Source organism: Agromyces allii (genome assembly GCF_009749385.1).
Taxonomy (GTDB): domain Bacteria; phylum Actinomycetota; class Actinomycetes; order Actinomycetales; family Microbacteriaceae; genus Agromyces; species Agromyces allii.
On record NZ_WBIN01000002.1, the window covers coordinates 266,558 to 280,895 of the forward strand.

Here is a 14,338-nt window from a genome sequence, read left to right on the forward strand (position 1 = left end):
CTGGCTTGGCCCTCCTTCCCATTGGGGTCCCGCGCAGTGACACCCCATCAGACAGTCGGAACCCTCAGCGGTTCCCCAGAGATAGGTACGAGTAGTGGTTTACGCAGTAGTGCGCGCCGGCGGTCGGCAGGAGAAGGTCGAAGTTGGCACCATCGTGACGATGGACCGCATCAAGGCTGACAAGGACGGCAACGTCCAGCTCGCCGCGGTGCTCCTCGTCGACGGCGAGAACATCACCTCCGACGCCAAGTCGCTTGCCAAGGTCACCGTCACGGCCGAGGTTCTCAACGACCTCCGCGGCCCGAAGATCGTGATCCAGAAGTTCAAGAACAAGACCGGCTACAAGAAGCGCCAGGGCCACCGTCAGGAGCTCACGCGCGTCAAGGTCACCGGCATCAAGTAGCAGCAGCGGCTCGCAAGGAGAATCAGACATGGCACACAAAAAGGGAGCGAGCTCCACTCGCAACGGTCGTGACTCGAACGCACAGCGCCTCGGCGTGAAGCGCTTCGGTGGCCAGGTCGTCAGCGCGGGCGAGATCCTCGTCCGCCAGCGCGGCACCCACTTCCACCCGGGTGCGGGTGTCGGTCGCGGTGGCGACGACACGCTGTTCGCGCTCGAGGCAGGCTCGGTGCAGTTCGGCACCAAGGGCGGCCGCAAGGTGGTCAACATCGTGGCGGCCGGCGAATAGTCGACCGACAGGTTTTCGTGAGGGCGGGCTTCGGCTCGCCCTCACGTGTTTACAGAGAAAGGCACGTCGCATGGTCAGCTTCGTCGATGAGGTGACGCTGTTCGTGCGCGCCGGACATGGCGGCAACGGATGCGTCTCGGTTCGCCGAGAGAAGTTCAAGCCGCTCGCAGGTCCCGATGGCGGCAACGGCGGCGGTGGCGGCGACATCACGCTCGTGGCCGACCCGCAGGTCACCACCCTGCTCGCTTACCACGGTCGCCCGCACCGCTCCAGCGGCAACGGCCAGCCCGGCATGGGCGACCACCGGGCCGGCGCCGCAGGCGAGCCCCTCGACCTCCCCGTGCCGGTCGGCACGGTCGTGAAGGACGCCGACGGCACCGAGCTCATCGACCTCTCCGCCCCGGGCATGCGCTTCGTCGTCGCCCCCGGCGGCCAGGGCGGGCTCGGCAACGCCTCGTTGGCCACCAACAAGCGCAAGGCCCCCGGCTTCGCGCTGCTCGGCACCCTCGGCTACGAGGGCGAGGTCAAGCTCGAGCTCAAGAGCATCGCGGATGTCGCACTCGTCGGGTACCCGTCGGCCGGCAAGTCCAGCCTCATCGCCGCCATGTCGGCGGCGCGTCCGAAGATCGCCGACTACCCGTTCACGACCCTGCACCCGAACCTGGGTGTCGTCGAGGCCGGCGACCACCGCTTCACGGTCGCCGACGTGCCCGGACTCATCGAGGGCGCGAGCGAGGGCAAGGGGCTCGGACTCGAGTTCCTGCGTCACGTCGAGCGCTGCTCGGCCCTGCTGCACGTCATCGACTGCGCCACGCTCGAGCCCGGCCGCGACCCCCTCAGCGACCTCGACGTCATCCTCGCCGAGCTCGCCGCCTACCCGGTGCCCGAGGGCCAGACGCCGCTCCTCGAGCGTCCGCAGCTCGTCGCGCTCAACAAGATCGACGTGCCCGAGGCACGCGACCTCGCCGAGCTCGTCAAGCCCGAGTTCGAGGCGCGCGGCTTCACGGTCTTCGAGATCTCGACCGTCAGCCACGAAGGGCTCCGCCAGCTCGGCTTCGCCCTGGGCGCGCTCGTCGAAGAGGAACGCAAGGCTGCGGCCGCGGCCCTCGTCGAGGCTCCGCGCATCGTGATCCGGCCGAAGGCCGTCAACGAGGTCGACTACGTCGTCAAGCCCGAGGGCGGCAGCTACGGCACGATCTACCGTGTGCTCGGCGGCAAGCCCGAACGCTGGGTGCAGCAGACCGACTTCACGAACGACGAGGCCGTCGGCTTCCTGGCCGACCGCCTGGCGCGCCTCGGCGTCGAAGACGCCCTCGTGCGTGCGGGCGCCGTCGCAGGCTCGACCGTCGTGATCGGCCCCGGCACGGGCGTCGTCTTCGACTGGGAGCCCACGCTCACCTCGACGGCCGAACTCATCACGGCGCCGCGCGGCACCGACGTGCGTCTCGACGAGAACCGTCGTGCGACGCGCGCCGAGCGCCGCAGCGACTACCACGACCGCATGGACGCCAAGGCCGAGGCCCGCGCCGAGCTCGACCGCGAGCGCGAAGCCGGGCTCTGGGGCGGCGACTCCGATGCGGACGAGCCCGTCGAGCCGGTCGAGACGTCGGCGGCGGCCGGCGCGTCGGAGGCGGAGGACGACCGGTGACGCTGCGCGGGCGCGCCGACATCCCGTCGGCGCAGCGCATCGTCGTCAAGGTCGGCTCGTCGTCGATCAGCGGTGAGAACGCCGGACAGATCGCGCCGCTCGTCGAGGCGCTCGCCTCCGCGCACGAACGCGGCACCGAGGTGGTGCTCGTCTCGTCGGGTGCGATCGCCACGGGAATGCCCTACCTGAAGCTCGACGAACGGCCGACCGATCTCGCGACGCAGCAGGCCGCGGCATCCGTCGGTCAGAACCTGCTCGTCGTGCGCTATCAAGACGCGCTCGACCGGTTCGGCATCATCGCCGGTCAGGTGCTGCTCACCGCGGGCGACCTCGAGAACTCGACGCCGCGCTCGAACGCGCAGCGGGCGATGGATCGCCTCCTCGCGCTGCGCATCCTGCCGATCGTGAACGAGAACGACACCGTCGCGACGCACGAGATCCGGTTCGGCGACAACGACCGCCTCGCCGCCCTCGTCGCGGAGCTGATCGGCGCCGACCTGCTCGTGCTGCTGTCCGACGTCGATGCGCTCTACACGAAGCCCCCGCACCTCGACGGCGCCGAGCGCATCGAGCACGTGCCGTTCGGCGACGACCTCGCGGGCATCGAGATCGGATCGATCGGGCGTGCGGGCGTCGGCACCGGGGGAGCGGAGACGAAGGTCTCGGCGGCCCGCATCGCCGCCGGTTCGGGTGCGGCCGTGCTCATCACGGCGACCCCGCTCGTCGCCGAAGCCCTCGCCGGCGCGCACGTCGGCACCTGGTTCGACGCCGCCCCCGAACGTCACACGACCGACGAGGCGGCACCGCTCACCTAGGCTGATGCCATGGAGCAGCCCGACCTCGACACGTCCGTGCTCGACACCCGGCTCGCCGCCGCGAAAGAGGCGTCGTACCGCCTCGCCCGCGCGACGACCGCCGAGAAGGACGCCGCGCTCGAGCGCATCGCATCCGACCTCCGTGCCCGCGCGGCCGAGGTGATCGCGGCGAACGCGCTCGATCTCGAGGCGGGGCGCGCAGCCGACATCGGCACCGGACTCCTCGACCGACTCGCGCTCGACGAGCAGCGCATCGACGCCCTCGCCGACGCCGTGCTCGACGTCATCGGGCTCACCGATCCCGTCGGCGAGACCCTCACCGGCCGCACCCTGCCGAGCGGAGTCCGCATCGATCAGGTGCGCGTGCCGCTCGGCGTGGTCGGCGCGATCTACGAGGCGCGGCCCAACGTCACGATCGACATCGCCGTGCTGGCCCTGAAGAGCGGCAACGCCGTGGTGCTGCGCGGAGGCACGGCGGCCGAGCAGACCAACCGGGTGCTCGTCGACGTGCTCCGCGGCGCACTCGACGCCGTCGGCCTGCCGGCCGAGGCCGTGCAGACGGTCGACGACTTCGGACGTGCCGGGGCGCGTCATCTCATGCAGGCGCGCGGCTATGTCGACGTCCTGATCCCACGGGGGAGCGCCGGCCTCATCCGAGCCGTCGTCGACGAGGCGCGCGTGCCCGTCATCGAGACCGGCGCAGGCGTCGTGCACATGTTCCTCGACGCCTCGGCGCCCGAGCACTGGGCGATCGAGCTCGTCCACAACGCCAAGGTGCAGCGGCCGAGCGTCTGCAATGCCCTCGAGACCCTCCTCGTCCATCAGGATGCCGCGGAGCGCCTGCTTCCCGCGGTGCTCGACCGCCTGACCGATGCCGGCGTCACGATCCACGCCGACGAGCGCGTGCGCGCCATCCGGCCCGATGCCCTGCCCGTCACCGACGAGGACTTCGCGACCGAGCACATGAGCCTCGACATCTCGGTCGCCGTCGTGGACTCCCTCGACGACGCACTCGAGCACATCCGGCGCTTCTCGACGAAGCACACCGAGTCGATCGTGACGAACGACCTGGCCAACGCCGAACGGTTCCTCAACGAAGTCGACTCGGCGGCCGTCATGGTGAACGCCTCGACCAGGTTCACCGACGGCGCGGAGTTCGGCTTCGGGGCCGAGGTCGGCATCTCCACGCAGAAGCTGCACGCCCGCGGGCCCATGGGCCTTCCCGAACTCACGAGCACCAAGTGGATCGTGCGCGGCGCGGGTCACGTGCGCGCCTAGCCGCGTGACCACGTCGACGCGACCTCGCTAGACTGTCACGAGCAACACAGCAGGCTTCGAAAGGAACACGAATGAGCTTCACGAGCACGGCACTGACCGGCATCCTCACGTCGGAGTCGGTGCACGCGGTCGAACTGCCGATGGCGACGTGGGCCTACGGGCTCGTGGCCCTCATCATCTTCGCGCTGCTCGCATTCGTGACGGCCTCCTACCGCGATGTCGCCAACCGCCACCGCGCGAAGGCCGAGGCCTACGCCGCCCGCCACGGCGGCGACGAGCACGGCGGACACTGAGCGAGGGTTCGCGCACCGTGACCGGAGGCGAGCAGCGTCGACCGCGGGTCGGCGTGATGGGCGGAACGTTCGACCCCATCCATCACGGTCACCTCGTCGCGGCGAGCGAGGTCGCGCAATCGCTCGACCTCGATGAGGTCGTGTTCGTGCCGACCGGTCAGCCGAGCTACAAGTCGAACGTCACGCAGGCCGAGCACCGCTACCTCATGACCGTCATCGCGACGGCGTCGAACCCGAGGTTCACGGTGAGCCGCGTCGACATCGACCGCGCGAAGCCGACCTTCACGATCGACACGCTGCGCGATCTCCGTCGCGAGCGCGGCGACGCCGATCTCTTCTTCATCACGGGAGCCGATGCGATCGCGCAGATCCTCTCCTGGAAGGATGTCGCGGAGCTCTGGGACCTCGCCCACTTCGTGGCTGTGAGTCGGCCGGGACATGTCCTCTCCGTTCGCGGATTGCCGGAGCAAGACGTAAGCTTGCTCGAAGTCCCGGCACTGGCGATCTCGTCGACCGACTGCCGGGAAAGGGTGCGCCGGGGTTTCCCGGTGTGGTACTTGGTGCCCGATGGGGTCGTCCAGTACATCTCCAAGCACCATCTCTATCGGAGTGTCGCATGACGTCGTCGCAGGAACCGCAGCTGACGCGCCGCGAAATGCGCGAGCGCGAACGTCTGCAAGAGCAGGTCGCTGCTTCGCCGACCCCGATTCCCGCGCAGCAGGCTCCTCAGCAGCCGCCCGCACCGGCAGCACCTGCCGCCCCGATCCAGTCGCCCGCACCGCAGCCCGTTCCCGCGTACGGCGGCCCGACCCAGGCCGCAGGCGCAGCGCAACCCGCGCCGGGCGCCCCGTACGGGTCGACTCAGCAGCCGGCGCCCGTCTTCCCGACCGCGGCCCCGCTGCCCGCTCCCGTGTCCTCGGCGTTCGCGCCGACGCCCGCGGTGGCGCCGGTGCCCCCGGTCCAGGCCGCCCCCGTGCAGGCCACCCCCGTGCAGCCCGCTCCGACGCAGGCTCCGATGCCGTCGTCCGAGGCCGCCGCGCCGGCTCCCCGACAGTCGTCGACCCCCGAGCGCACGCTCACGAGACGCGAGCTCCGGGCCCTGCTCGACGGCGACGCCGGCACCGACGGCGAGGAGTTCGACGACCTCGATCACGAGATCGCGGGCGCCTCGGCCATGGACGCACCGCGCCCGCCGGCAGCCATCCCGCCGTCGGCCGCGCAGAGCGCCCCGCCGGCGTCCTCGCCTCATCAGCCCCAGCCGACGGCGCTCAACGAACAGCCCGTCGTCGCCCCGAAGCCCGTCGGTCATTGGACCGCGCAGCTCGACGCACCCGTCGAATCGGCCCAGCCGTACGACCAGATGCTCTCGCGCGGAGGTGTCGGGCGCGGTGTGCCGACCACCACGAACGCGCTCATCCTGCCGTCGCTTCCCGATCACGCCGGCATCCCGGCGCCGATCACGAACAACGGCAACGGCGAGGTCATCGTGACCGGCTCGATCGACCTGCCGCGCAGTTACGGCGCGACCGGGGTGCACCCGAGCCAGATCGACTCGTCCGACGTCGATCACCTCTTCGACCAGGTCGAAGACGGCGCCGGCATCGGCGCACCGGTCGCGGCGACACGCGCGATCAGCACGCAGAGCGCGAGCAAGGCCGTCGTCGCCCCGCCGTCGAAAGAGGGCATGAACGTGCCGCTCGTGCTCGCGGTGACCGCTGGCGTCCTGGCCCTCGGCGTCGTCGGCACCCTCGTCATCGGCGCCCTCACCGGCCTCTTCTGATTTCGAATCGCACCACAACCGGAAATGAGCGTATGACCGCAACCGACCAGGCTCTCGACGCCCTCGCCCGCGCGGCTCGCGCGGCGGACTCAAAGGGCGGCGACGACCTCGTCGCGCTCGACGTGTCCGGCCCGCTGCCGTTCACCGACGTGTTCCTCCTCGTGAGCGGCAACTCCGAGCGCAACGTGATCGCCATCGCCGACGAGATCGAGGACACCCTCCGCGAGGCCGGCATCTCGACGCTCCGCCGCGAGGGGCACAGCACCGGGCGGTGGATCCTGCTCGACTTCGGCGACCTCGTCGTGCACGTCTTCCACCCCGAAGACCGCCTGTACTACGGGCTCGAGCGCCTCTGGCTGGACTGCCCGGCAGTGCCCGTGGCGCCCCTCCTGGCAGGCTGAACGGAGCCCACACCGGCCGAGCATCCCTCAATTTCATTTGTGGCGCGAGGCTGGTGTAAGCTCAAACCATCGCCTGAAGCGCGGTGAGAAATCACTGAGACAAGGCGAGAACGGGTCTGTGGCGCAGCTGGTAGCGCACCTGCATGGCATGCAGGGGGTCAGGGGTTCGAGTCCCCTCAGATCCACCGAAAGCCCCGGTGAACGCAAGTTCACCGGGGCTTTTCCGTACCCTCCGCGACTGGCCTCCCTTCGTTGCGGCCGCGCCGATCGGTCGGGCATTCCGCGGCGGCTCCGGGCATCCGGCCTGTCGCATCGTGATCGCCGTGGGACAGAATTGCGGTCAGGTGCGCGACGGGCGCATCGCACCGCATCGACGCTCCAGGAGGCATGGTGGCGCACGCTCGCACCGAACGCGGACTCGATCGGCTCGTGAACTTCTCCGATGCCGCGGTCGCGATCGCGATCACGCTGCTGATCCTGCCGCTCGTCGACCTGGCCGGCGACCTCGACGGCGTCGACTTCGCCGAGTTCGCCCGTGCGCACTTCGGGGCGTTCATCGCCTTCGTCGTCACGTTCGCCGTGATCGGGCGCTTCTGGGTGATCCACCATGGGGTCTTCGAGTCGGTCCGCGACTACTCGCCGCGCCTCATCTGGGCCAACATGCTCTGGCTCGCGAGCATCGTCTTCCTCCCGTTCGCCGCGAACGCCGTCTCGAGCATCGACACCGCCAACGGCAGCTTCGACGCCGTCTACATCGGCACCATGCTCGTGACCACGACGGCGATGCTGCTCATCGAGCTCGAGTTGCTGCGGCATCCGGAACTCGTCGAACCCGGCACGTCGTTCGACCTCGGCCGCACCGTCTCCGTGCTGATCGTGCTCGTGATCGCCGGGGTGCTCGCGTTCCTGTTCCCGGCGATCGGCATGCTGTGGGTGCTGCTCCTCTTCGCCGCACCGCTCGTGACCGCCGTGCTGCGGTTCCTGCCCGCATTCCGCCGAACGTCGTGACCCGGCCCGCCCGCGGCATCCGTTCGCATCGATGCGGATGACGGATGCCGCCGCCCGGCGCGGTTCCTTGACCCCCATCGGGGTGCGGCCCACAATTGGGTGTCGGACAACGATCAGGTGTCCGGCAACAGGGGAGCAGGGGAGAGCATGAGCGACGCGAACACTCGTCCGGTCTACGGCCAGCAGGATCCGCTCGGCGGGAGCATCCCCGACGAGGTCGAGTCGGGCGCACCCGACGACGTCGAGGAGCCGGCCGCAGTCCCGGCCGACCCCGAGCGTCGATCGTGGAGCCGCGACCTGCGGTTCATGCTCGTCGTGCTGGCCGCGATCGCGGCCCTGTTCCTGGCGTTCGCGCTGCTGATCGCCTTCAGCCCGACCGGCGCGGCGATCAGCGCCCTGGCGGTCATCGCCGCTCCGATCGCGACCATGGTCGCCGCGTACTACGGCATCTCCCTCGCGCTGCGTCAGGTGGCCGACGCCCGCAACGCCGCCGTCACCGCCGAGGCCCGTGCCCGAGCCGCCGAGGCGAGCGCGCACGAGTCCGATGCGTGGGCCGCGCAGATGGAATCCGGGCTCCGGGTCGCGGTGTCGAAGCTCAAGGGCGCCGGCGTCAGCACGAGCGACGTCGAGCGCGCCGCCGGCACGCCCGACGAGTTCTTCTGATCGTCCTGATCCTCCGCCCGACTCAGGGCGGCTGAGCCCGACGATCGGGCCCGGCCGTCGAGCGCGCCGCGCTGGGCGAGCGCCACGACCTGCGCTACGGCCGCCAGATGTCGAGCGACTGCGCCGGAGGACGGCCGTCGAACTCGGCGAGGATCAGGTGCGACCTGGTCGAGAGCACACCGGGCATCACGTGGATGTCGCGGAGGATCGCCTGGCTCAGCTGCTCGTGATCGGGCGCGCTGACCGTCAGCATCAGGTCGATGTCGCCCGAGACGGCCTGCACCTTCTCGACGAACGGCAGTTCGGCGAGGCGGGCGGCGACGGCCTCCCAGCCGCTGTCGGGGGAGATGCGCACGACGACGAGCGCCGAGATGCGAAGCCCGATGGACGTGCGATCGATCTTCGCGCCGAACCCGGTGATGACGCCTCTCTCGACGAGGTGCTGCACGCGATTGTGCGCGGCCGTGCGGGAGATGTGCACGCGCTCGGCCAGGGTGCGCACCGAGAGACGGCCGTCACGGCTGAGCTCCGCGACGATCCGGCGATCGATGTTGTCGATCGCCTCGCCATGGTGTGCCGCATGCTCGGTCATCATCGTCCTCGGTGCACACGCTCAGCGTACCGGCGACGGGCCCGATGGAGCGAGACCCGCATCGGGGCATGCCGGACGATCCGCGGCAACCACGGCCAGACGGCGGCCACCGCGGCGAGCCACGCCTGCGCGACGCGTCGTGCTCGCGGAGTCCACCGGAATCCGTAGGCATCCCTCAGCGCCGGCGGCAGCAGCTCCGCGGTGACCAGGCGAACGGGCGGCAGCAGGAACGAGAGCCCCCGCAGCGCGTCGGATGTCGAGAGCAGCGTCCGCGCGACATGGCGCGCCTCGTCGGTGACCCGCAGCGTGCCGAGGCGCGCGTTCCACCAGGCGTCGAACTCCTGCCGGGTATCGGGCCACCCCTCTCGGGAACCCTGCAGCCGGAACCCGAGCGGCGCGTACCCGCGGACGATCGCATCGGCATCCGTGGGCGGAAGCGGCCCGTAGACGCGCTCGTGGATGTCGAGGGCGACCGCGAGCAGCGTCGAGGCCACCCATCGCTGGGCGTCGGCGTCGAAGGCGCTGTACGCGGCATCCGTCGACTCGTCGGTCGCCCCGGGTCGGCTGCGAACCGGCGCATGTCGCGCATTCACCCTTCGCACGGCCGCGGCGGCGATCTCGTCGTCGCCGAACCCCACGGCGTAGACGTAGTCGAGCGTGCCGATGAGCCGGTCGAGCGGTCTCGAGGCGAAGTCGCTGTGCCTCGCGACACCGCGCGCGACCCGGGGGTCGGCCAACTGCAGGAGGATCGCCGCGGCGCCGCCGAGCAGGAGCACGGCCTCCGCACCGTGTCTGCGGAAGACCGCGTGATCGTCGTGCTCGGCGTCAGCGGGCTCCATACCCCATCAGTACCAGTTCACGGCCTCGGAATGCGCCCAGGCGGCGCACGGGCTGCCGTACCGCGACGAGATGTACGAGAGTCCCCACTCGATCTGGGTGTTCGCATTCGTGCGCCAGTCGGCGCCGGCGGCGGCCATCTTGCTGCCGGGCAGCGACTGCGGAATTCCGTATGCGCCGCTCGAGGCGTTGTAGGCGTCGGCGCGCCAACTCGATTCGCGCATCCACAGCAGGTACAGGCACTGGTACTGGGCGTCGCTCCAGCCGTATCGGGCGACGGCCGCGGCCGCGTAGTTCTGTGCCGCAGTGCGGTCGACGACCACGCCGGGCGGGGGAGCGGCGGTGAGCCCGCCCGCAGCCTCGGCTGCGGCAGCGGCGGCCGCTTCGGCTGCGGCCTCGCGCGCCGCCCGCTCGCGCGCTTCCTGCTCGCCGATGCGGTACTGGCGCTCGACCTCCACGGAGCGATCGCGCAGGCTCGCGAGCTGGGCGTAGAGCGTGTCGAGGGCGGCCTGCTGCTCGACGACGCGCTCCTGCGCCGCCTCGTGCGCCGCCTCTGCCGCCTCGGCCGCCTCGACGGCTGCCGCAGCGAGCCGGGTGCGTTCGGCCTCGGCGCGGTCGGCCTGATCGCGAACGGCGGCCGCGTCAGCTTCAGCAGCCTGCGCACGCGATGCGACCCCGCCGATCACGGTCGTGAGCTGGGCCGCGCGCGAGAGGCCCATCAGCAGTCGCGTCGACGCGTCTCCGTCGAGCAGGAGCCGCAGGCCGACATCCGCTCCGCCGGTGCGGGCCAGGACGGCGCCCGCCCGCCCGAGGGCGGCGGTCGCGGCCTCGGCCTCGGCCTCGGCCGCCGCGGCCTGTTCCGCGAGCGTCGACGCCCGCGCCGCGGCATCCGCCCTCGCCTGCTCGGCGATCGCCGACTCCGCCGCCGCAGCGACCGCGGCGTCTCCGAGCCGACCGGACTCGGCTTCGAGCTGGTCGACGAAGGCGGTGATGCGGGTCGCCTCGGCCTCGCTCGCGCCGACCTGCGCCTTCGCAGCCTCGACCTCGTCCCACGTCGGATAGTCCTCGGCGCTCGCGCTCGTGGCCGGCGCGAGCAGCAGGGCGCCGACGAGCGCCACGATCACGGAACCCCTGACAACGCGCACGAACACCCCCTTCGAGCCCGGTGAGTCTACCCAGCGGTCGCGCGGTCGGCGGGTGGACACGCAGCGTAGACTCGGTCGGATGCGCACCCGGCTCATCCTCGGCACCGCGGCGGTGCTCGCGATCTCGCTCCTCTCCGGATGCTCAGGCGCGGCGCCCGCGGCCGAATCGACCCCGACGTCGACCCCGAGCCCGTCGGCGACACCCACACCGACGCCCGTCGATCCGATCGCCGCCTTCGTCGAATCGCGGATGTCGCAGATGGCCGTCGAGCAGAAGGCCGCCGCGCTGCTCATGCTGCACGCGCCGGGCGTCGACCCGGCCCCGCTCCGCGCCTACGTCGACCAGGGCGCATCCGGCCTCATCCTCATGGGCGACAACGTGCCGGCCACGCCCGAGGAGCTCTCCGCGCTCGTCGCCGGCGCCCAGGTCGATGCCGAGTTGCCGGCACTCGTCGCGATCGACGAGGAGGGCGGCGACGTGCAGCGTCTCCCGTGGGACGCCGCGCCCGGCGCCGAGACGTTGCGGGCCGAGCCGGCGGCCGCCACGACCGACGCCTTCGCGGCGCGCGCGGCCACCCTCGAGGCATCCGGCGTGAACCTGAACTTCGGCATCGTGGCGGATGTCACCGACGACCCCGACTCGTTCATCGCGTCGCGCGTGCTCGGCACCGACCCGGCTGCTGCCGGGGAGCGGGTCGCCGCGGCTGTCGACGGCGAGCACGGCACCGTGTACAGCACGCTGAAGCACTTCCCCGGACACGGCGCCGCGCCCGGCGACTCGCACTCGAGCGTGCCGAGCGCGCCCCTGACCCTCGACGAGTGGCGGGCGGGCCCGGCGATCCCGTTCCGGAGCGGCATCGACGCGGGCGCCGAACTCGTGATGACGGGACACCTCGCCTATCCGGCGGTCGACGCGCTTCCCGCGTCGCTCTCACCCGAATGGCACCGGATCCTGCGCGAGGATCTCGGCTTCGAGGGCGTCGTCGTGACCGACGACATGCTCATGCTGGCGGACAACGGGCTGCCCGAGTACGCCGACCCGAACGAGAACGCGGTGCGAGCGGTGGCATCGGGCGCGGACCTGCTGCTCTACGTGCTGCCGGCCGACCCCGCCGATGCCGGAATCTCGGTCGACGGGCTCGTGGGCGCGATCGCCGCGGCCGTGTCCTCGGGGCGCATTCCGCAGGCCCGACTCGACGATGCCGTCGAGCGCGTGCTCACGCTTCGACGCGAGCTCGTCGAAGAAAGTTCCTGAATCTCGGAATACCTCCGGATTTACATGCGTTCGCATTGATGTGGCGCGCATGCCACGTCGACATCGAATACGGAGAACCGCACATGACGAACACCGCCACCGGCATCGAGATCCCCGGCTACCGCACCGGCACCTGGATCATCGACCCCACCCACAGCGAGGTCGCCTTCAGCATCCGACACCTCATGATCAGCAAGGTCAAGGGCAAGTTCGAGCGCTTCGACGCAACCTTCGTGACCGCTGAGAACCCCCTCGACTCGACCGTCACGGCGACCGCCGAGGTCGCCTCGGTCAACACGAACGAGCCGAACCGCGACGCGCACCTGCGCACCGGCGACTTCTTCGAGGCCGAGACCCACCCGACGATCTCGTTCGTCTCGACCGGCGTTCGCCTCGAGGACGGCGACTTCAAGGTCGACGGCGATCTCACCATCCGCGGCATCACCAAGCCCGTCACCTTCGACTTCGAGTTCGGCGGCTTCGGCGGCGACCCCTACGGCAACTACAAGGCCGGCGCCGCAGCGAAGACCGTCATCAACCGCGAGGACTTCGGCCTGCACTACAACGCGGCCCTCGAGACCGGCGGCGTGCTGCTCGGCGACAAGGTCACCATCACGCTCGAACTGCAGGCGGCCCTGCAGCAGTAAGGCGCGCTGCGCCGTTCACGAGGGGTCGGATGCCGCGGGCATCCGGCCCTTCGTCATCCTCGGGCATGCAGGGCCGGCCGTCGGCGATGGCGCGTCAGCGGTCGGCCGCCGTGACCTCTCCGAGGCCGGTCGACCAGAACTCGGCCCAGCGCCTGAAGGCCGGCTCGAACTCGTCGAGGGGCGGAGCGCCGCCGAATCGGGTGACCTCGATCGCCGTCGACCCGCGTCGCTCGGGGGAGCGCCGCCACGTGCCGACGACCTCGCCGTCGGCCACGAGGATCGGCAGGAAGAGCCCGTTCTTGCCCGGGACGACGCGTGCAGCATCGTCGACCGAACACGACGCCGTGCGATCGCCGTAGCCGAGGAAGAACTCGTCGAACGGGGCGAGCACGTGCCGCGACGCACGCGCCGTCATCGAGGACGCAGCGTCGGCGTCGGCGGCCGCCAGCAACTCGTCGGTCACGGCGACGACCTGATCACCGGCGGCACCCACCGCGGCTCTGGCCTGCGTGAGCGTGAGGCCGGTCCACCACGCGAAGTCCCGCGCCGTGGCCGGGCCGTGTCCGCGTAGATAGCCCGTGAGCAGCCTCGCCAGCGTCTCGTCGGGGTCGGCGGGCTCGTCGGCCCGTGCAGGAGACCATTCGTCGAGCAGTGCGATCCGCTGCCTGGCCCTCGTGTCGACCGGCCCGCAGCAGAGCACGCCCTCGACGGCGAGGCGCCAGATCAGGTGGTAGCCGCGCTGACCGGCGATCGGGATGCCGGCGGCGCCCCATGCCGCCTGCAGCTCGTCGCGAGAGGCCGATCGGCCGCCCTCGAGCTCGTGGATCGTCACCGCTCGCGCGTGTGCGTGCACGTCGTCGTCGATGCCCTCGTCGCGATGGACCTTCGCCGCCCGCTGCATGAGCCGCGCCGCGGTCAGCCGCAGGATCGGCCGCAGCATGCCGGGATCGACGAAGTGCAGGGTGCCGCGCATCGGCCACGACCGCAGCAGCGTGCGGTCGTCGATCGCGGCGTCGATCGTCGCCTCGAGAGAACCGGGAACGCGGGCGCCGAGCACCCACTTCGCCGCAGCCAGGTCTTGCGCCTGCACGCACACCAGCCGCTCGACGGCGTCTCGCGGTGACGACAGCCCGCCGACGAGACCCTGGGCGGCGAGGCGTGCGGCCCTGAGCTCCACGATCGATGGGTCGGCCGCGGCATCCGTCGTCATGGTGCGAGTCTGGTGCATGTCGGGTGACCGGCGCATGCTGCGAGTCTGCCGCGCCCCGCCGACATCGGCGCGACGGT

17 protein-coding genes and 1 tRNA gene are annotated in these 14,338 nt (G+C 71.0%); 14 read left to right on the forward strand and 4 right to left on the reverse strand.

From position 1 onward, the window contains the following. Window positions 1–94: 94 nt before the first annotated feature. From rplU to GQR16_RS03790, 12 genes are all read left to right on the forward strand, one after another. A complete protein-coding gene (gene rplU, locus GQR16_RS03735) occupies window positions 95–403 on the forward strand; it encodes a 50S ribosomal protein L21 (RefSeq protein ID WP_074401007.1) in 309 nt (102 codons plus the stop codon). Between the two features lie 28 nt (window positions 404–431). After that, the gene (gene rpmA / locus GQR16_RS03740) at window positions 432–689 is read left to right on the forward strand and encodes a 50S ribosomal protein L27 (protein ID WP_055857715.1); all 258 of its coding nucleotides are present in this window, start codon (window positions 432–434) and stop codon (window positions 687–689) included. 70 nt (window positions 690–759) lie between these two features. Next, window positions 760–2,337, forward strand: coding sequence for a GTPase ObgE (gene obgE / locus GQR16_RS03745; RefSeq protein WP_157413821.1), 1,578 nt, complete (start codon window positions 760–762; stop codon window positions 2,335–2,337). Then, window positions 2,334–3,152, forward strand: coding sequence for a glutamate 5-kinase (gene proB / locus GQR16_RS03750; protein WP_157413822.1), 819 nt, complete (start codon window positions 2,334–2,336; stop codon window positions 3,150–3,152). The genes obgE and proB overlap by 4 nt, the downstream gene beginning before the upstream one ends. 9 nt (window positions 3,153–3,161) lie before the next feature. Continuing rightward, window positions 3,162–4,430: a glutamate-5-semialdehyde dehydrogenase gene (locus GQR16_RS03755; RefSeq protein ID WP_157413823.1), complete on the forward strand. Its 1,269-nt coding sequence runs from the start codon at window positions 3,162–3,164 to the stop codon at window positions 4,428–4,430. A gap of 71 nt (window positions 4,431–4,501) precedes the next feature. Further along, window positions 4,502–4,723 (forward strand): hypothetical protein, encoded by a 222-nt coding sequence (locus GQR16_RS03760; RefSeq protein ID WP_157413824.1) that lies wholly within the window; start codon window positions 4,502–4,504, stop codon window positions 4,721–4,723. 17 nt (window positions 4,724–4,740) lie between these two features. Further along, complete coding sequence (gene nadD, locus GQR16_RS03765) at window positions 4,741–5,343, forward strand: nicotinate-nucleotide adenylyltransferase (protein ID WP_157413825.1); 603 nt, start codon at window positions 4,741–4,743, stop codon at window positions 5,341–5,343. Beyond that, a complete protein-coding gene (locus GQR16_RS03770) occupies window positions 5,340–6,503 on the forward strand; it encodes a hypothetical protein (protein WP_157413826.1) in 1,164 nt (387 codons plus the stop codon). Before nadD ends, GQR16_RS03770 begins: the two co-directional genes overlap by 4 nt. Before the next feature lie 32 nt (window positions 6,504–6,535). Continuing rightward, a complete protein-coding gene (gene rsfS, locus GQR16_RS03775; RefSeq protein WP_157413827.1) occupies window positions 6,536–6,904 on the forward strand; it encodes a ribosome silencing factor in 369 nt (122 codons plus the stop codon). Window positions 6,905–7,016: 112 nt separating this feature from the next. Next, a tRNA-Ala gene (locus GQR16_RS03780) sits at window positions 7,017–7,089 on the forward strand. Window positions 7,090–7,294: 205 nt separating this feature from the next. Further along, window positions 7,295–7,912: a TMEM175 family protein gene (locus tag GQR16_RS03785; RefSeq protein WP_157413828.1), complete on the forward strand. Its 618-nt coding sequence runs from the start codon at window positions 7,295–7,297 to the stop codon at window positions 7,910–7,912. A gap of 147 nt (window positions 7,913–8,059) precedes the next feature. Next, window positions 8,060–8,575 carry a hypothetical protein gene (locus tag GQR16_RS03790; protein ID WP_157413829.1) on the forward strand — a complete coding sequence of 172 codons (516 nt, stop codon included), beginning with the start codon at window positions 8,060–8,062 and terminating at the stop codon, window positions 8,573–8,575. 94 nt (window positions 8,576–8,669) lie between these two features. Here the strand turns inward: GQR16_RS03790 and GQR16_RS03795 are convergent, their stop codons facing one another. From GQR16_RS03795 to GQR16_RS19560, 3 genes are read right to left on the reverse strand one after another with little or no spacing between them, the layout of a single operon-like run. Then, window positions 8,670–9,167: an Lrp/AsnC family transcriptional regulator gene (locus GQR16_RS03795; RefSeq protein WP_157413830.1), complete on the reverse strand. Its 498-nt coding sequence runs from the start codon at window positions 9,165–9,167 to the stop codon at window positions 8,670–8,672. Next, on the reverse strand, window positions 9,167–10,006 hold the full coding sequence (locus GQR16_RS03800) for an oxygenase MpaB family protein (RefSeq protein WP_157413831.1): 840 nt from the start codon (window positions 10,004–10,006) through the stop codon (window positions 9,167–9,169). The genes GQR16_RS03795 and GQR16_RS03800 overlap by 1 nt, the downstream gene beginning before the upstream one ends. A 6-nt stretch (window positions 10,007–10,012) precedes the next feature. After that, a complete protein-coding gene (locus GQR16_RS19560; protein WP_170298401.1) occupies window positions 10,013–11,149 on the reverse strand; it encodes an aggregation-promoting factor C-terminal-like domain-containing protein in 1,137 nt (378 codons plus the stop codon). A 79-nt stretch (window positions 11,150–11,228) separates the two neighbouring features. Here GQR16_RS19560 and GQR16_RS03810 point away from each other — a divergent pair, with 79 nt between their 5' ends. Continuing rightward, a complete protein-coding gene (locus GQR16_RS03810; RefSeq protein ID WP_157413832.1) occupies window positions 11,229–12,404 on the forward strand; it encodes a glycoside hydrolase family 3 N-terminal domain-containing protein in 1,176 nt (391 codons plus the stop codon). Window positions 12,405–12,487: 83 nt separating this feature from the next. After that, window positions 12,488–13,051: a YceI family protein gene (locus GQR16_RS03815; protein ID WP_157413833.1), complete on the forward strand. Its 564-nt coding sequence runs from the start codon at window positions 12,488–12,490 to the stop codon at window positions 13,049–13,051. A gap of 94 nt (window positions 13,052–13,145) precedes the next feature. Here GQR16_RS03815 and GQR16_RS03820 read toward each other — a convergent pair whose 3' ends face one another. Continuing rightward, a complete protein-coding gene (locus GQR16_RS03820) occupies window positions 13,146–14,297 on the reverse strand; it encodes a winged helix DNA-binding domain-containing protein (protein ID WP_157413834.1) in 1,152 nt (383 codons plus the stop codon). Window positions 14,298–14,338: the final 41 nt, after the last annotated feature.